Here is a 17,336-nt window from a genome sequence, read left to right as displayed (position 1 = left end):
CCTTTTAGCCCATCATTTTTTCGATTGGCATTACAAGAATCGAGCTACAACCAAGGGACTTAAGCTTTTCCATGGTTTCCCAGAATAACGTTTCTGTAGACACCACGTGGATAGCCACTTGTTCGTCATTTCCAGCAAGAGGTAATACGGTTGGGTTTTCAGCTCCTGGAAGTAAGCTTTTTACCTGCTCCAAATAGGCTTTTGGTGCGTGTAGCATGATGTACTTGCTTTCTTTTGCTAGCAATACACCGTCAACACGCGGCATTAACCGATTAACCAGCGTTTCTTTTTCGTCGCTTAGTTCGCCGTCAGCGCGTTTAATTAATACTGCTTTACTGCGGAAAATAACGTCTTTCTCAACAAGGCCGTTCGCTTCTAGCGTTGCGCCTGTTGATACCAAGTCACAGATAGCGTCAGCTACACCAGCACGCGGAGCAACTTCTACAGAACCTTGAAGCATGACGGCTTTGGCATTAATACCCTGATCTTTGAAATAGCGCTCAAGTAGGTAAGGGTAGGTGGTGGCCACTTTTTTGCCCTCTAAAGACTGAATGCCTTCATATTCCATTTCATTAGGTACCGCAATTGATAGTCGGCAGCCGCCGTAATCTAAGCGACGTAGTACTTCATACTCAAATGGCTTGCCGGCTGCTTTACGTTCGAGCATTTTTTCTTCAAGCTCGTTTTCGCCGATAAAACCAAGGTCAACAACGCCATCCATAACAAGGCCTGGAATATCGTCGTCACGCACGCGAAGTAAATCGATAGGCTGGTTCGTTGAATGCGCAATCAGCAGGCGATCACGAATGTTTAATTTGATGCCAATAGCTTTCAGTAAAGCGATGCTGTCATCGCTTAAACGGCCTGATTTCTGTACGGCAATTCGAAGTCTTTTGCTGTTACTCATTGAAACGTTCCTTACACGTTGTATTTAAACTTTTGATTGCGCCTTAAACGAAAAAACCCTCGGAAGTTTCCTTCCGAGGGTCGAGAATTTGTTCTATCTGCGCCACTGGAAGGAGTCATAGACCTTCCAGCACGAACCTGAAAGGTTATGCTTTGTGGTGATGGTGATGAATCGCTGCGCAGTTAATCATTTCTAAAAAAATTACTTCCTAATTCTGAACGGCTGAAACATTATCGTTTTGACATACGATTTGCAAGGCTAAAGTGAACTCTTTTTAGTCAATGGGTCTAAATAAAAGTATATATAGTAAAACTTTTCGATATGAATGATTGTGATTCTAATGTTTTTGAGCTATTCAGCAGATATAAAGATTAGGTTAAAAGGTCCCATTTAACGTTGAGGAATGTATGAGTAACGATCTTTTGTTTCCAATTTTACCGCGCAACACCAAGGTGCCTGTTGAAGTTGATGAGCGCGTGAAAAAAGTGCAGAAAACAAAAAAGTCTGACCATCTTTCAGAAGAAGATCGCGATCAACCCCAAGATGTGAAGCATGCTGAAGCCATAGAGAGAACCTCTAAAAAATCGTATGACAGCGAAAGCTCGCAGAACGAAGACGGTAGCGGGCTTAAACATATCGATATTGACGTTTAGCGACTGGTATATAGCTCCTCAAAAAGTGCGGCGATCTGATTACTGACCTTATGATTGGGCAAGTATAAAGGCAGAGGAATGCGTTTAGAATGTGACTCTTTTATTTTTACAGTCGCGCTTATGTAATTTTCCAATACCGGCAGACCTTGCTCTTTTAACTGGTTAACTAACTGGGTGGGCAAATTGGCTTGGCTGTTGAATTGGTTTATTATCACACCTTGAAATATAAGCTCTGGATTGTGATCACTTTTCAATTCCATCACGTTTTCTAGCAAGCGATGGATAGCTTGTGCTGAAAAGTCATCGCAATCAAACGGGACGCAGAAACCATCCGCCGCAATTAGTGCTGCTTTAGAGTAAAAATTAAAATTGGGCGGCGTATCAATAAATATGTAGTCAAATTTGCTTCGCAATTCTTTAAGTGCATCGCGAAGCTTAAAAATCTTGTAGCGTGTTTCAAGCTCTCTCTCTACTTCCGCCAGCGCGGGTGAAGAGGGCATTACGTACAAGTTATCAAATGCCGAGGAGTGAACAAATTCTATTGGTTTCTTAGGTGTTCTAAAAATACCAACGACTTGCTTGAACATATCCGTGACAGTCAACGTGTTTTCGCTGACATCAACCCCCACATAGTGTGTGCTATTGCCTTGGGCGTCTAGGTCTACCAGTAGGGTTTTGTAACCCAGTTTGGCACTTTGTGCGGCCAAGTTCGTACTAATCGTTGACTTGCCTACACCACCTTTCTGATTGAACACTACACTTATCATACGAAGTCCTTTTAGCCGTGTAGTATAAAATATGCCCAAGTAACTAATGATATGCAAAAGAAAAATGGCGCAAAAATAAGCGCCATTTATCGTGAGTATCAATTTAGTTCTTTATCTACCCAAAATTTCGTGCCTTTTACCGTTGCTTGTAGTGCAAGGCCGCTTTCGGTCATGGTGTAAACGGTGACATTGCCAAGGTAGCCTTCACCTTCCGCTGATGCACCTTTGTTACCCGCCTTTGCTGCGGCGTCAGCGTTGCCGCCCACTGTCCAGCCATTTTCTATGAAATAACGCATCGCCTGCGGAGTGTGGAAGACCATTACAATACGATAATCTTTTGCACCCAATCCAAGGCCTACACCACCTTCTGCCATGTTCATGTAGGTTTTGGCACCCGTTGTATTATTATTAACGACGCCGTATCCCGTGCCTGCCGCAAAGAAAATGACATTAACGTTGGCATTAGTGAAAACGGCATAACCGGCTGCGTCTCTAATCTGCGAGCGGGTGTCTGGTTTTTCGGTGTAAAGTCGCGCTAACGCATTATCTTGCATATCAAGGATAGCTTGTCGTTTTTCTGCGACAGTGCCGTTGCCCATAGATGCACACGCAGCAAGTGTAAGAACCGCTGCTACGAAAAGTGTTTTTATTGCTAACTTGCTATTTTTCATGCATTTCTCCTTAGCATGTGAAGTAAGTCTATGGCATAGCATTTTGCTCTGTTGATGCGATGGCCATGCCCAAACTGTTGCTTTCTTAAGGATATACGCAATAAACGTGCAAATTAGTTTTGTTGGCAATGAAATTACGTCAATGTAAATGCAGATTTGCTACCATTCAATTTCAAGGTCCAAAGGACTTGGCCGCTCGTGTTGACCAACCATTTCTTCGTAAGGTGTATTTTGGCGAAGCCAAACATGATCGAATGACTCGCTGTCGAAATGCGCTCGAATTTCATTAAGACAATGAAATGTCTTTGGCTGTGCTTTATTGTCTCTCACTAAAGTACGCGTTGCGCCCATTCCGGTAGATGCTAAATAGTTACCACCTTCTAGCGATTCAATATATAAATTCATGGTTGTGCCCTCATTAGTCCCACTTACATTTTTAGTTCAATGGCGAGGAAATGATCATTAATTTTGTGTCATGCATGCCCGCTTAGCCATTCCACCATTTGTTTTTGCACACCATAATCCCTGCCTCAGAGAAGTGATGCTGTAATAGTGATTTGTCTTTTTCGTTCAAAAACGCACCTATTTCACACTTCGCCTGGGTTGTGGAAAAGACCAGTTTGGGTGTACGCCTGTTGTGAATATCTTCGATGAAAAACAAAGAGGTCTGAACTCGCTGAAACACAAGTTGCGTGCCCTTTGAATTTATGATTCTTATCGTGTCTTTATTAATGACAACCTCTTCCCACTGGTAAGTCGCTCTTGATACTAAGTACATAATGAGTGACAGTGCTAACACTTCGAGGCCCGCAAAAGGAAGAATGACCCATGCGCCTACAAGCGTCCAAGCTACTGCGATAGAAACAACAAAGCAGGTAAAGCCAAGCATTAGTAGCTTGGTCTGTTTCCATGTCGCGGAGCGGTTTGGTGATAATCGAAGCTGAGTGCTATCGTCAAATGTTGATATTTCTATCATCTTAGCTCTTTAAAAAAGCGTAGTATAAATAGTGAGCCATCAGCGACTTTACTGTGCATTAGAAGCTCACTTCTTGGTACCCTTAAACATAGTATTGACCTTATACGAATGATAGGTCGCAAAAAGATTGAAAATTACTCAGTGTTAGCATTGAGTGAAATAGCAAAGAGGACGTTGAGTGGCACTAGTTGTAAAGCACTTATCGAAGAAGTCGGTAACCATATTACTGGTATTAGTTTGGGCGAGTGTGTGGCTTTTCCAGTCCAGCCCTCTCGATTTGGCGAAGGGTTATGGGCTTTTTTCTCTACTTGGTATTCTTGGTGCTATTTTTGCCAACTCTACTGGCGCGGGTGGGGGGGTTATTTTCGTTCCTTTTTTTAACTATTTGTCATTCTCCCCACAAGCCATAGTCGCCACAAGTTTCGCAATACAGTGTTGCGGTATGACTGCGGGAGCAATTACCTGGTGGCATTACTATCGAAGCCAACATCAGTTTGATGGATATTGGAAAGCACTGCCTAGCACCTTAGTGCTTTCTATTCCTGCTTCTATTATCGGTATTTTGTTTTCGCAATTTTCAACGCAAGGCAAGGCGGTACTTAACAACTTATTGGGTGGCGCAAGCAATTTGCATATGTTGTTTGGCAGCTTTTCCGTACTTCTGGCGGTCGCCATATTCGCCTCGATCCCAATGATGAAACGGTCTCATTTTAAAAAAGATATCACACGTAAAGATGTTCTCGTTCTTCCTGCAATAGCTTTTATTGGTGGCGTTATCACAGCGTGGCTTTCTGTAGGGGTAGGCGAACTGGTCGCCGTATACCTGATAATTCGAGGTTTCAACGTTACTATGTCTATCGCTGTTGCCGTCATTTTATCTGCGTTTACCGTTTGCTCGGCTCTGCCATATCACGCTCTCATAAGTGATACCGTTGTATGGGAAGTGGTGTTATTTGCTGGCATCGGCGCTATCGTTGGAGGGATGTTAGCGAAATATTTAGTCCTCGCATTTTCTGTACAACGACTGAAACTATTCTTCGGTTTCTGGGTATTAATACTAGGCATATCTAGCTTACCCGTATTTTAAATTCAACCGCACTTCGCGTGCGCACGCCATTCTTTACATCAAAACGATAAAGGAGCGCTTATGCAGGCACAGTCGATAGAACCTCAAAATCTCTATTCCATTAAGCAACCGTCGTGGTCGTCACATAGCGTTATTTATCAAGTAAATACAAGACAATTTTCAGCATCAGGCTCCTTCTCAGGCGTTACCGAACAACTTGAGAGAATTAAGGCGTTAGGGGCAGATATACTGTGGTTGATGCCTATTCACCCAATTGGTGAAAAAAATAAAAAGGGTAAATTAGGTAGCCCTTACGCTGTAAAAGATTATCTCGCCATCAATCCCGAATTTGGTAATGAAGAAGACTTTCGAACATTGATCAAAAAGGCGCATGAACTTTCACTTAAAGTCATTATAGATTGGGTTCCCAATCATAGCGCGTGGGATAATCCGCTAGTGGAATCAAATCCCCAATGGTACGCCAAAGACTACAAGGGCGATTTCAGGCCATCTCCCTGGTGGGACTGGAGCGATATTATCGAGTTTGATTACGGTCAAGTTGGGTTGCGCGAATACATGATTGACGCAATGAAGTACTGGGTCGAAACGTTTGATATCGATGGTTTTCGCTGTGATGTGGCAGGTTATGTTCCCAATGATTTCTGGCAACAGGCAAGAACTGCACTCGATTCGGTAAAGCCTGTGTTCATGCTAGCTGAGTGGGAAAATAGAGACCTTCATGAAAAAGCGTTCAATATGACATACGCGTGGAGCTGGAATGAAACCCTTCACGAGCTAGCCCATGGGAAATGTTCACTAGATAGGCTGCGCAAATATTATTCGTGGAACGAGCGCAGTTGGCCCTTAAATGCCTACCGTATGACGTTTGTAAGTAATCACGATAAAAATGCGTGGGATGGTACCCAGCGAGAACAATTTGGCGATGCTCTTGAAGCTTGTATCGCGCTGTCGGTAATCGGTGAGGGTATGCCGCTCATTCATAATGGCCAAGAAGCTGGCGAGACCAAACGCTTGGCGTTTTTCGAGCGTGATCCAATCAATTGGCAAGAGCATGCCATAGGCACTTTGTACCGCAAACTGATATCGCTTAAACGGTCTAAAACCGTATTAGGGAATGGCGAGTATGGAGCAAGAATGATTCAAATACCCAATTCAGATATGGATAGAGTATTTAGTTTTGTGCGCCATAACGAGAAAGAGAAAGTGTTTGTTGTCATTAATTTCTCGAGTGACCACGTAGAGGTAGCGTTTGAAGAGCCATTGTTTGAAGGTGAGTATACGCAATGGGCCAATAATGAAAGTAGGGTGTTTAGCGCAGGCAGCGTGTCTAAACTAGCGCCTTGGCAGTTTGAAATTTGGGTTAGGTGAATCCTAAGTTGAAGTTACACCTTTAATTGATTGTTAATTCTTTATTAAAATATATTTAATCTTTTGTACAGGTCCTTCGTACCAACTCGTTAATAGGTGGAGTTTAAAAGTGTAACTGTGAACTGATTTATTGTTACGAACGAAGGATTGGCAATGAAAAAGCGAAATGTATGGATAGTTAAGGGCATAATGGCGGTGCTTTTTATTGCCGCAGTTATTCTGTTGTGGAAATATGCGGTCACCCGAGAGCAAGTGTCAGAGGCTGTGGACTATATCCGATCATTTGGCGTTTGGTCTGTCATTGTTTATTTCTTCGCTTATACAGTTCTGGTGGCACTCTCTTTCCCTTCTACAATTCTAAATATTGCTTCAGGTATCTTGTTTGGGCTTATTGCAGCAATGACCGTCTCAATATTAGCGGCTTTTAGCGGCGCGTGTATTACTTTTTTATTTGCAAGGTATTGGTTAAAGGAACGTGTCAAACACAAACTGGAACGCTATGAGAGCAGTAAGGAAGTGCTGTCTTTGGCCAAAGACAGTGAGTGGCGGCTCGTTGTTTTACTCAGACTTAACCCATTTATTCCTGCCGTATTAAAAAACTACGGCTTCGGCATAACAGAAATTTCTTTTAAGCAATATGCGTGGGCTACTTTAATTGGGCAACTACCTTTAGTTAGCCTCTACACATATCTTGGTTGGGTTGGCGGAAACTCCATGTTGAACAGCGATGCTCATCCGCCCACTTATCAATGGGCGATCCTAGGAGGCGGTTTGCTCGTTAGTATAATAGTAACTTACGTTGCATACAGGCATACAAAGAAGAAGCAGCGTGCCTCGGCAACACCTGCATAAGGAGCAATACAGGTGAATGTGAAAAGCTTTATAAAGCCCGATATAACTATGGTGCTAGGCGGATTAATACTCGCGGGATGCCTATGGGCATTTTTGGAATTAGCAGGAATGGTGGTTAGTGGTGGCACCGCAGCAGTTGATGAAAAGCTATTATTGTTGTTTCGAACCGCTGATGATCTCTCTGACCCTGTAGGTGCGCATTGGGTTGAAGAACTGATGAGAGACATCACAGGTTTAGGCGGGGTCGGTATTCTCACCTTTTTTACGCTGGCGTCAGCTGCCTATTTGTTGTTAATTAAGAAGCCAAAAATGGCGCTTTTTATTGTGGTGGCCATAGTCTCGGGTACTTTGCTGAGTTTTGCGCTTAAATATGGTTTTGATCGCCCACGTCCCGACCTTGTGCCACATGGCAGCTATGTATACACCCACAGTTTTCCGAGCGGACACTCGCTTATGTCGGCATTAGTCTACTTTACCTTGGGTACTTTACTTTCACGCATTGAAGGCAGAAAGCGCGTAAAAGTATTTTTGATGTCTGTCGCTGCTCTTCTTACTGTCAGTATTGGTATTAGCCGTGTTTATTTGGGGGTGCATTGGCCGTCGGATGTACTTGCAGGCTGGACGGTAGGGATATTCTGGTCAATCTTATCGCTTATGATAGCCGCTTCCTTGCAATCTTCCGGCACTATTGAGCAAGAAACTGATGACAATGATATGTCTCACGACAAGTCGGCGTTGCACAACATTTGAATGGCAACGCGTCTTGTTGCACTTTCAAAAAAGTGCTTTTTTGCGGCGAGCTTGGTGAGTAGAGAGGAAAATGGAACGCGAGATAAAAGGGCAAGTATTTCAACGTCTCACTGGCAAACTAACCAACATTTTCCGATAATCATAGTTTTACGCTATTTGAATTTATCATGGAAACTCGACTTCCTTTATATAAGAAATTGTTGGTCATGTATCGCATAGAACCTGGATGTCTTGGTCCACAAGGCGCAGACTTTGTGGAAGACTTTTGTGTGTTTGCAAAACAAAAGCTTAAAGACACACATGGTCACTGTTTGCGCTGGACAATTAAACCGCGGTATGACAAATCGCTGCCGGAGCTTGAATTTCAGATAAAAAACGCAGTGGTGTCTCGTGAAAATGCAACTAAGTACATGGGAAGTTTTGATATTGATATTGATGCCTTCGAAGAAAGCTTAGATGAGACATTGGCCGATTTGGCGGATGCGTATTTCGAAAGATAGAGAGACCTTGCCAAGCAAAGGCAAGGTCTCTACTCATTAAGTATTTTCTAGTCAATAGAGGTTAATTTTGCGTAGCCCTCTGATTCTAGCTCGTCATTTACGCACTCTAAAATAAATGCCTTTATCGGCTTGCCTTGCGTACCTTCATCTTCAGCAACTTCTGCACAATATTGCTTTAGTTCAGCAATCAGCTCAGCCGGGGCTTTCTCAGATTCGGTTGCCAATACCGAAAACGTCAGTGCGCTTAAACCAATCAACAACAAACCTTTCATAACCACCTCTTACATTGAGTTAACGATTAACATTTACGCGCTGAATATTGCGCCTAGTTGCTGATATTAAAAAGCTAATTTTTTTGTTCTAGAAGACAAATTCTTTTCATCATTGCGTATCGCTCAATGGGTATAAACTGAATGCTCTTGAGGGAAATGCAAACCTTTAATGGGCATTCAAAGCGCTTTTTGGCATAATGCGCGACCCTAAGTAAAAAGAAATAACAGCATTAAGCCATGCCCACAATCAACAATGTTTTCTCATCAGACGGTCTACTTGCTAGTGCCATCAAGGGATTCGTGCCGCGTGAAGCACAAACCGAAATGGCAAAAGCTGTAAAGCGTGCCATTGACACGACCGGTAGCCTGATTGTTGAAGCGGGAACAGGTACTGGAAAAACCTTTGCCTATCTTGCACCTGCGCTATTAAGCGATGGCAAAGCAATTGTTTCAACCGGAACGAAAAACCTTCAAGAGCAATTGTTTCATCGAGATCTGCCTTTGGTAAAAAAAGCGCTAGGCAGTAAGCGTAAAACGGCGTTGCTAAAAGGGCGAGCAAACTATCTGTGTTTACACCGCTTAGCACAGCATGGTGGTAACTCTACACTGGTGGAGAAAGATGTTTTAGGTCAGTTATCCGAAGTGAAACGCTGGTCTAGTACCACGAAAACAGGCGATATGGGGGAACTTAAAATGCTGCCAGAAGATGCGCGCGTTTTACCTATGGTTACGTCAACGGTTGATAATTGCCTTGGGCGAGATTGTCCAGATTATGAGGACTGTTATCTGGTGAAAGCGCGCCGTAAAGCGCTTGATGCTGATATTATCGTTGTTAACCATCATTTATTTTTTGCCGACATGGCACTAAAAGATACAGGGTTTGGTGAGCTAATTCCTGAGGCTGATGCCATTATCTTCGATGAGGCACATCAAATTCCTGACATCGCTAGTGATTACTTTGGCGAGTCTTTGTCTACACGCCAAATTCACGATATGGCAAAAGATATAACACTGCTATTTAGAACTGTGCTCAAAGATGCTGGACAGCTTGATAAAGCAGCGGACAAATGCCGCATGATAGCGTCTGACCTGCGCTTGCTGTTTCCTGATAATCCTGAACGTGGCAATTGGGCTGAAGCCCTTGATAGAGATGATGTGAGGTTGCAAGTTGGCAAGCTTGCAGAAGCCTTGGGTGTGCTTCACGAGGTGTGTAAGCTGCATATCGGTCGTGATAAAGACTTAGATAATATGTATGAGCGCGTGGTAGCCGCGCGAGAGCAGCTTGATGCGCTGAGTGATAACCAACAAGAAAATGTTAGCCTGTGGTATGAAACTACGCAGCGTCATCTGATTATGCACTTAACGCCACTATCAATTGCGGCAAAGTTCAGACGTTTTGTATCATCTCCCCCACGAGGTTGGATTTTCACCTCAGCAACGTTAATGGTGAATGGTGGCTTTGAGCATTTCCAGCGACGTATGGGGCTAGAAGAGGCAGAAACGCTAGGGCTCGATAGCCCGTTTAATTACCCTGAGCAAGCCATGCTATGTGTACCACGTTACTTGCCAGAGCCTAACAGCTTTAAGATGCGAGAAACGCTTTTAGAGACCGCTAAGCGTTTAATCAAAGCCAGTCGCGGACGTTGCTTTTTGCTATTTACTAGCCACGCGATGCTCCGTGAGATTGCTGAAAGGCTTGAAAATGAGGTTGATAACCCTTTACTGGTGCAAGGAACTACCACAAAACAAGCGCTGCTTGATGCCTACCTTGCTGATGAAAAAGCCGTACTCATGGGCACTGGCGCGTTTTGGGAAGGCGTAGATGTGCGCGGCAATGACTTGGTTTGTGTGATGATTGATAAGTTGCCCTTTGCTTCTCCTGATGATCCATTGCTGCAAGCACGCATGGAAGATGTAAAAAAGCGCGGAGCAAATCCTTTTGGCGTCATTCAGATCCCACAAGCAGTAATTACGTTAAAGCAGGGCGCAGGACGATTAATACGAGACCCGTCGGATAAGGGCGTGTTGGTTATCTGTGATAATCGCCTTGTGACTAAGCCCTACGCAAAAACATTTATTGGTAGTTTGCCAGATATGAAGCGTACAAGAAGCCTCGACGAGGTAGAACGCTTCCTTGCTAACATCGATGAAGACTAATTTTGTAAGAGAAAATTATGAAAATTCTAGCTATTGATACAGCTACAGAAGCATGTTCAGTTGCTCTGCAACACAACGATGTTGTTACATCGCGATTTGAGGTGTGTCCTCAGCAGCACAGCCAACGTCTACTTCCTATGGTAGACGAGGTGCTAAAAGAGGCGGGCGTGGCGCTAGGCGAATTGGATCTACTTGCATTTGGGCGCGGGCCGGGCAGTTTTACTGGCGTTAGGATCGCAACGGGCATGATTCAAGGGTTAGCGCTTGGAAGTGGCCACAAAGTTGCTGGCGTGAGTACGTTAGAAGCCATGGCGCACGAAACTGCCACAATAAATAGCATCGACAACCTAAATGCAAATAAAGACTACTACATAGCGGTGGCTTCAGATGCGCGTATGGATGAGGTTTATTTCGCGGTGTATAAGTATTCAGGCAATGCCATTTCGTTAGTGATAGAAGAGCAGGTGTGTCCACCTAATGTTGCCATTGAACAATTAGATGCACTTGATGACGCTAACGATGTTGTTGCAGCAGGAACTGGCTGGACGGCATATGAAGAATTGACGCATTGGCTAAAAGACAATTCGAGTCAGGAGATGGCGACGGTGACGTTACCCAATGCACGCTTTATGCTTGAGCTTGCTGCCGTCGCGTTTGAACAAGGCAATGTGTCAGATGCCGTTGCGGTTGAGCCAGTCTATTTACGCGATAAAGTCACATGGAAAAAATTGCCTGGTAGAGAGTAGTAATATCGATTCACAGCGTCGTAACAGCGGCGCTGGTATAAATATTGCGTAGCCATACCTTGTATGAACATAACTAATAACTTCTCTATACCGTCATCAGGCTCTGAACAAGGGCGTGTTGGCAGGATAAGCAAAGACCCGCAGCAACAAGAAAAGGGGCAAGAACAGTCGTCATTAAAGGCGATGGTTGTTGCGCCTGACGAACAAGGCACAGACAACGCCAAAGCCTATCAGCAGTTCATCAGAGAAGATGGGAATGCGTATTCTCAGCAGGCTATTGCCTCTTATACGAGCTTCGAGAAGCTCAAGCAGCGAGAATCTATTCAATCTATGTTTGGTGTGGATATTTACGCATAATTACGTTCTGCGCGGTATATTGCCATTTGATGGTGAACAATTTCTCTATATTGTGCTCTAACATCCATGCGGCACTCTCTATTACAAGTGATTGTTGAAGTTCTAAAACCTAAAGCCATTTTACGAGACGTTCAAGTGAGCTCGGCTATGTAAATTATCGTTTTGTAATAGAACGTTAGTGGTGGTTGTCGCGTAAAAATGCTACTGTCAGTAAACTGAATTGGCGCGTTGTTTTGCATTACCTCGCATTACCTCTTGATAGGTGCCAATGAAACGGACAAGCATATGATGTTGTTTTAGGGAATTCTTAGGAGCAGTAAAATGTCTCGATTCTTGTTGCTACTCGCGGTTGTTGTTTTTTCTGGTTGTGCCATCGTTCCAGAGAGTATTGATGTACCTGAGGGTACTCAACTTGTTAGCTATTCAAAAGCAGTAACCTCAGGAGCCAACGCGCAAGGGCAGAAAGCGCGATGGGGTGGACTTATCGTAGGTGTCGAGAATAAGCCCAATTTAACCTTGATTGAGTTAGCTCAATTTCCGCTTAATCACTACGGTAAACCCAATACAGGTGGCGAAACTGCCGGGCGCTTTAAAGTACAGATTGATGGATTTGTTGATCCCATTGTATTTGAAGAAGGGCGAGCTGCGACGTTTTTAGGTACCTTAACGGCGCCAACGGCAGGGATGGTTGGTGAGCAGCCTTATATATATCCGACTATCGTTGCTGATGACTACCACATGTGGCGAAAGCGAGATGTTTACGAGGTAGATACCTTCTTTTTTAATTATCATACAGGTTGGTACTCACCATTTTATGGGTTTTACAGCCCGTTTTATCATCCTTGGGGACATCCCGGTTTTAACCGCACACGAGTCATAAGATATCGAAGCGCACCAAGTAAATCCGCAATGCCGAGCCGTTCTCAAGGTAGAATTATGCAAAGCAATGATGCCGGTCGCTCTGGCGAGCAATCAAACTACAAACGAAAATAACAGCAAATAAAAGAAGGCGGCATATAATTGCCGCCTTCTTCGTATGTCATGGCAATAATTGGTCGTTGTTATATGCTAATAGTTGCCGCAAAAGGAACTGCCAATGTTGGAAACAGAATTTAATGCTGGACCGTTGCAACTCGCTGCATTAGATAATCAAGGAAGTGGACCTGTTGTTGTTGGTCTTCATGGCTATCTAGATAATGCCGAGAGCTTGCGCCCTCTTTCTCCCTATTTGCAATCGTACCGATTTATTGCCTTAGATCTTGCTGGACATGGCCGTTCACAGCATCGGCCGATCGGTGCTCAGTATAATCAAGCTGACTATATTCAAGATTTGTATGCGCTTATTGAGGAAAATGGATGGGAGTCGGTCATACTATTAGGGCATTCATTGGGGGGAATATTGGCAACGATGTTCGCAGCTTTATTCCCAGAAAAAGTGTCAGCAGTAATCAGCATCGATGCGTGCGGCCCGCTCACTCAGCCTGTAACTACGACCTCTGAGCAAATGCGTGAGGCTGTGCTAAGTCGACACACAAAACGCCGTAACAAATTGCGAATTGTAGATTTGGACGAGGCGGTGAAGGCGCGATGCAAAGTCTCTGACATTCCACCTGACCACGCGCGAGTGATACTCTCACGTAATCTTACGCAAGATGCGGGTGGACATTGTTTTTGGTCCTCTGATCCAAGATTAAGAACTAAGTCGGTGCTGCGTCTTACTGAAGACCAAGCTGAAAACTTAATGAGAGAGATTCGATGCCCTGTACTATTTATCGGAGCATCGAACAGTTTTAAGCATTTAGAGACTGTTTTTCCTAAAAGAGCCCCGTGGTTCAAAAATGCACAATATGTGCAATTCGTAGGCGGTCACCATATTCATATGGAAAATACTGACGATGTAGGCCTACTAATTCGGCAATTTGTTGAGCAATTGTAAATTGGGCCGTTTATTTTTTTTTACACATCCTATACTATTCGCAAGTTATCAGACCAGTTATATGAGACGCGGTCTCTTTGCGCTCATAAAAGTAGTATAAGAATAAAGTAGAGGAGGTTTTGGTGGAAAAAACCTGGCTTAAGCATTATGACCCTCGTGTATCCGCAGAAATTGATGCAGATCGCTATGCGTCTGTTGTAGACATTTTCGAGCAGTCGGTTAAAAAGTTTAAAAATAAAGAAGCCTTCATTAACATGGGGCATTCTATTACCTTTGAAGAACTCGATACGTTGTCGGCGCAGTTTGCGGCTTATTTGCAAGCAAGTGGATTAAAGCGTGGCGATGCTGTGGCAATCATGATGCCAAACCTTCTTCAGTATCCTGTGGCTATGTTCGGGATTTTGCGTGCAGGTATGGTGGTTGTTAACGTAAACCCGCTTTACACTGCCCGCGAATTAAAACACCAACTTAACGATGCAAATGCAAAAGCCATCGTTATTGTTGAAAACTTCGCGTGTACATTAGAAGAAGTTATCGCAGAGACTAATCTACAAGAAGTCTTTCTTACTGCACTAGGTGACATGTTACCAGCGCCAAAACGCTGGATTGTTAATGCCGTAGTGAAGTACGTGAAAAAGATGGTTCCTGCTTTCAACTTGCCAGAGACTACATCTTTCACTGCTGCCGTTAAGAAAGGACAGTCGCTGGAATACAAGCGCCCTGAAATTGCAAATACTGACTTAGCATTTTTGCAATATACCGGTGGTACAACTGGCGTTTCAAAAGGCGCAATGTTGACGCATCGCAACATGGTAGCAAACCTTGAACAGGTTTCGGGTATTCTAGAAACAGTTATCGAGGAAGGGGAAGACTTTGTTGTTACGGCCCTGCCTCTTTATCATATATTCGCTTTGCTCGCGAACTGCCTAATGTTCGTAAAGTATGGTTGTCGCAACCTACTTATTACTAATCCGCGCGATATGCCAGGGTTTGTAAGCGAACTGAGCAAATACCCATTCACCATTTTGCCAGGTGTAAACACATTATTTAATGGCTTGTTAAACACCCCAGGGTTTGACGAACTTGATTTTAGCAAATTTAAGTTTGGTCTTGGCGGCGGTATGGCAGTCCAGCGCCCTGTGGCTGAAAAATGGGAAAAGGTTACCGGAACGGTATTGCTTGAAGGTTACGGCTTGACTGAGTGCTCTCCTGTTGTGGCGGTAAACCCTCCACAAATAGAAGCGTACAAAGGCGCTATTGGCATGCCTGTACCGTCAACGGATATTAAGCTGCTTGATGACGACGGAAACCCTGTTGAAAAAGGTGAGCCAGGCGAAATGTGGGTGAAAGGCCCACAAGTAATGAAAGGCTACCTGAATCGCCCTGAAGCAACAGAGGAAGTGTTGAAAGACGGTTGGCTGGCAACTGGTGACATTGCAACGATTGATGATGAAGGTTATCTGTATATTGTTGACCGTAAAAAGGATATGATCCTCGTATCGGGCTTTAACGTGTTCCCTAACGAAATAGAAGAAGTGGCTGCCATGCATGAAAGCATTGTAGAAGCTGCTGCAGTTGGGGTTCCACACGAAGTAAGTGGTGAAGTTGTTAAGTTATTTGTAGTACGCAACAATGAATCACTGACTGAAAAAGAGGTAATTGCGCACTGCCGTAATCACCTAACAGGTTACAAAGTACCTAAACAAGTTGTTTTCAAAGATGACTTACCTAAAACCAATGTAGGAAAAATTCTGCGTCGGGAGCTTAGAGACTAATCAACTATTTTTAGAATTAGTTTTTTAAAGCCGGCGTGAGCCGGCTTTTTTATTACTGTGCAAAACTATGCAATATCAATTAATAACGACATTTGAACAACTAGAAAAAGTATGTACTACAGCGCAGCGTCAAGAAGCAATAGCCCTTGATACCGAGTTTGTAAGAACACGTACACTTACTCCCCACTTAGGACTCATTCAACTGTATGACGGCCATCAGTTGGTGTTAATCGACCCGATCGCTATTGAAAATATGCAGCCATTTGTTGCGCTGCTTGAAAATACTGATGTTGTTAAGGTATTGCATTCGTGTTCCGAAGACTTAGAAACGTTCTTAACTGCATTTGATACTATTCCAACCCCCATTTTTGACACGCAATTCGCCGCAAGCGTACTTGGAAAAGGGCCAACGCTGGGTTACGCAAAGCTCGTTGAAATGCTTTGTGACGTAGAGCTGGACAAAGGAGAGTCTCGAACAGACTGGTTAGCCCGTCCGCTGCGAGAAGCGCAACTAAGCTACGCAGCTAATGATGTACTGTATCTACTGCCGTGTTATCAGCAGTTAGCCAGTGAAATACAGGCAGTAGGTAAAGCAGACTGGGTGTTTGAAGAAATCGCGTTGCTAGGTGCAAAAAAACGAGCGCAAATGCCTGAAGACTTCGCATACCTACAAATTAAAAATAGCTGGCGTTTAAATGCAGAGCAGTTAACGGTTTTACAAGCGTTAGCTGCATGGCGCTTGAATACTGCAAGAAAGAAAGACTTAGCGCTTAACTTTGTGTTTAAAGAAGGGCACTTATTTGAAGCGGCACAGCGTTTGTCAGATAGCAAATCTGCATTATCTCGAATCAATGGTGTTAATCATCAATCGGTGCGCCGTTATGGCGATACCATTGTTGCAATTATTGAAGAAGCCCGTACTAAATTCGCGCAAACGCCTGAAAAGTTCAGGTTGCCTGTTGTACTGCGTCTAATTGATATTCCTAAATATAAAAAGACGCTGGCTGAGTTAAAGAGTGTTTCTGAGCAAATTGCTGATGAAAATGGTGTAAGTAGCGACGTTATTGCCTCTAAAAAGCAGTTAAATCAATTGCTAAAATGGTACTGGTTTCAAGTTGATGAAACGCGAGTGCAGGGGCTTAAGCCTGACGTGTTGTCTACGTGGCGAGCGCCGTTATTTCAACCTTATGTATCAAAACTGTTGGGCGATGCCCCATAACAACGAATAAAATTTACCTCTAACACAAGGCGAGACGTATTATGCTATGTGCGGTATATAAAACCCGAAGAAAAGAAGGTATGTATTTATACGTACCTAAAAAAGGTGACTTTAGCGATGTGCCAGAGCCTTTGATGGCGCGCTTTGGTTCACCAGAATTGGTGACCATATTAGCGTTGGAAAAGCGCGAACGTTTGGGTCTTGTAGATAAACAGAAGTTGATCGATGAGCTCAATGACAAAGGTTTCTATTTACAAATGCCGCCCAAAGAAGACAACTTGTTAGAGCAGTATCGCGAGTCACTTGGCCTGTCTAAAACGCCTGACAAAAAGTTCTAAGTTAT

The 17,336-nt window shown here is 43.8% G+C and carries 20 protein-coding genes and 1 other annotated feature; of the genes, 14 read left to right on the top strand and 6 right to left on the bottom strand.

Going from position 1 to position 17,336, the window contains the following annotated elements:
* Positions 1 to 4: 4 nt before the first annotated feature.
* A complete protein-coding gene (gene hisG / locus JN178_RS13025; protein ID WP_159626310.1) occupies positions 5 to 907 on the bottom strand; it encodes an ATP phosphoribosyltransferase in 903 nt (300 codons plus the stop codon).
* Between the two features lie 51 nt (positions 908 to 958).
* Positions 959 to 1,077, bottom strand: a sequence feature (His leader region).
* A 237-nt stretch (positions 1,078 to 1,314) separates the two neighbouring features.
* On the opposite strand from hisG, the gene JN178_RS13020 reads away from it, so the two are divergent.
* Positions 1,315 to 1,560, top strand: a complete 246-nt coding sequence (locus JN178_RS13020; protein WP_202261937.1) for a hypothetical protein — start codon at positions 1,315 to 1,317, stop codon at positions 1,558 to 1,560.
* On the opposite strand, the gene JN178_RS13015 is transcribed toward JN178_RS13020, so the two are convergent.
* The 4 genes from JN178_RS13015 to JN178_RS13000 form a co-directional block, all read right to left on the bottom strand.
* The gene (locus JN178_RS13015; protein WP_202261936.1) at positions 1,557 to 2,327 is read right to left on the bottom strand and encodes a ParA family protein; all 771 of its coding nucleotides are present in this window, start codon (positions 2,325 to 2,327) and stop codon (positions 1,557 to 1,559) included. The genes JN178_RS13020 and JN178_RS13015 overlap by 4 nt on opposite strands.
* A gap of 98 nt (positions 2,328 to 2,425) precedes the next feature.
* Positions 2,426 to 2,998 carry a YSC84-related protein gene (locus JN178_RS13010; RefSeq protein WP_202261935.1) on the bottom strand — a complete coding sequence of 191 codons (573 nt, stop codon included), beginning with the start codon at positions 2,996 to 2,998 and terminating at the stop codon, positions 2,426 to 2,428.
* Positions 2,999 to 3,157: 159 nt separating this feature from the next.
* Positions 3,158 to 3,403 carry a DUF6482 family protein gene (locus JN178_RS13005; RefSeq protein WP_159626303.1) on the bottom strand — a complete coding sequence of 82 codons (246 nt, stop codon included), beginning with the start codon at positions 3,401 to 3,403 and terminating at the stop codon, positions 3,158 to 3,160.
* Positions 3,404 to 3,485: 82 nt separating this feature from the next.
* Entirely contained in the window at positions 3,486 to 3,974 is a 489-nt protein-coding gene (locus tag JN178_RS13000; protein ID WP_202261934.1) for a DUF2244 domain-containing protein, read from the bottom strand.
* A 247-nt stretch (positions 3,975 to 4,221) separates the two neighbouring features.
* Here JN178_RS13000 and JN178_RS12995 point away from each other — a divergent pair, with 247 nt between their 5' ends.
* The 5 genes from JN178_RS12995 to JN178_RS12975 all read left to right on the top strand — a co-directional run bounded on the left by JN178_RS12995 (position 4,222) and on the right by JN178_RS12975 (position 8,531).
* On the top strand, positions 4,222 to 5,061 hold the full coding sequence (locus JN178_RS12995) for a sulfite exporter TauE/SafE family protein (RefSeq protein ID WP_442859707.1): 840 nt from the start codon (positions 4,222 to 4,224) through the stop codon (positions 5,059 to 5,061).
* Between the two features lie 60 nt (positions 5,062 to 5,121).
* Complete coding sequence (locus JN178_RS12990) at positions 5,122 to 6,429, top strand: alpha-amylase family glycosyl hydrolase (RefSeq protein ID WP_202261932.1); 1,308 nt, start codon at positions 5,122 to 5,124, stop codon at positions 6,427 to 6,429.
* A 153-nt stretch (positions 6,430 to 6,582) separates the two neighbouring features.
* Positions 6,583 to 7,281 carry a TVP38/TMEM64 family protein gene (locus JN178_RS12985; protein WP_202261931.1) on the top strand — a complete coding sequence of 233 codons (699 nt, stop codon included), beginning with the start codon at positions 6,583 to 6,585 and terminating at the stop codon, positions 7,279 to 7,281.
* A gap of 12 nt (positions 7,282 to 7,293) precedes the next feature.
* On the top strand, positions 7,294 to 8,031 hold the full coding sequence (locus tag JN178_RS12980) for a phosphatase PAP2 family protein (protein WP_202261930.1): 738 nt from the start codon (positions 7,294 to 7,296) through the stop codon (positions 8,029 to 8,031).
* Positions 8,032 to 8,198: 167 nt separating this feature from the next.
* The gene (locus JN178_RS12975) at positions 8,199 to 8,531 is read left to right on the top strand and encodes a hypothetical protein (RefSeq protein ID WP_202261929.1); all 333 of its coding nucleotides are present in this window, start codon (positions 8,199 to 8,201) and stop codon (positions 8,529 to 8,531) included.
* Positions 8,532 to 8,578: 47 nt separating this feature from the next.
* Here the strand turns inward: JN178_RS12975 and JN178_RS12970 are convergent, their stop codons facing one another.
* The gene (locus JN178_RS12970) at positions 8,579 to 8,803 is read right to left on the bottom strand and encodes a hypothetical protein (protein WP_202261928.1); all 225 of its coding nucleotides are present in this window, start codon (positions 8,801 to 8,803) and stop codon (positions 8,579 to 8,581) included.
* A 237-nt stretch (positions 8,804 to 9,040) separates the two neighbouring features.
* Between JN178_RS12970 and JN178_RS12965 the strand changes: the two genes are divergently transcribed.
* The 8 genes from JN178_RS12965 to JN178_RS12930 all read left to right on the top strand — a co-directional run bounded on the left by JN178_RS12965 (position 9,041) and on the right by JN178_RS12930 (position 17,331).
* A complete protein-coding gene (locus tag JN178_RS12965) occupies positions 9,041 to 10,960 on the top strand; it encodes an ATP-dependent DNA helicase (RefSeq protein ID WP_202261927.1) in 1,920 nt (639 codons plus the stop codon).
* Between the two features lie 17 nt (positions 10,961 to 10,977).
* Positions 10,978 to 11,706: a tRNA (adenosine(37)-N6)-threonylcarbamoyltransferase complex dimerization subunit type 1 TsaB gene (tsaB, locus tag JN178_RS12960; RefSeq protein ID WP_202261926.1), complete on the top strand. Its 729-nt coding sequence runs from the start codon at positions 10,978 to 10,980 to the stop codon at positions 11,704 to 11,706.
* A gap of 63 nt (positions 11,707 to 11,769) precedes the next feature.
* The gene (locus tag JN178_RS12955; RefSeq protein ID WP_159626283.1) at positions 11,770 to 12,063 is read left to right on the top strand and encodes a hypothetical protein; all 294 of its coding nucleotides are present in this window, start codon (positions 11,770 to 11,772) and stop codon (positions 12,061 to 12,063) included.
* A 321-nt stretch (positions 12,064 to 12,384) separates the two neighbouring features.
* A complete protein-coding gene (locus tag JN178_RS12950) occupies positions 12,385 to 13,056 on the top strand; it encodes a Slp family lipoprotein (RefSeq protein ID WP_159626281.1) in 672 nt (223 codons plus the stop codon).
* Positions 13,057 to 13,159: 103 nt separating this feature from the next.
* A complete protein-coding gene (locus JN178_RS12945) occupies positions 13,160 to 13,999 on the top strand; it encodes an alpha/beta fold hydrolase (RefSeq protein ID WP_202261925.1) in 840 nt (279 codons plus the stop codon).
* 122 nt (positions 14,000 to 14,121) lie between these two features.
* Positions 14,122 to 15,774 carry a long-chain-fatty-acid--CoA ligase FadD gene (fadD, locus tag JN178_RS12940; RefSeq protein WP_159626277.1) on the top strand — a complete coding sequence of 551 codons (1,653 nt, stop codon included), beginning with the start codon at positions 14,122 to 14,124 and terminating at the stop codon, positions 15,772 to 15,774.
* A gap of 67 nt (positions 15,775 to 15,841) precedes the next feature.
* Positions 15,842 to 16,993: a ribonuclease D gene (gene rnd, locus JN178_RS12935; protein WP_202261924.1), complete on the top strand. Its 1,152-nt coding sequence runs from the start codon at positions 15,842 to 15,844 to the stop codon at positions 16,991 to 16,993.
* A gap of 41 nt (positions 16,994 to 17,034) precedes the next feature.
* Positions 17,035 to 17,331 carry a YcgL domain-containing protein gene (locus JN178_RS12930; protein WP_202261923.1) on the top strand — a complete coding sequence of 99 codons (297 nt, stop codon included), beginning with the start codon at positions 17,035 to 17,037 and terminating at the stop codon, positions 17,329 to 17,331.
* The last annotated feature ends 5 nt before the right edge of the window (positions 17,332 to 17,336 follow it).

It is taken from the genome of Alteromonas sp. KC3, assembly GCF_016756315.1.
Lineage (GTDB): Bacteria > Pseudomonadota > Gammaproteobacteria > Enterobacterales > Alteromonadaceae > Alteromonas.
Note: the sequence above shows the minus strand (reverse complement) of the source record. Positions and strands in the feature narration are given on the sequence as shown.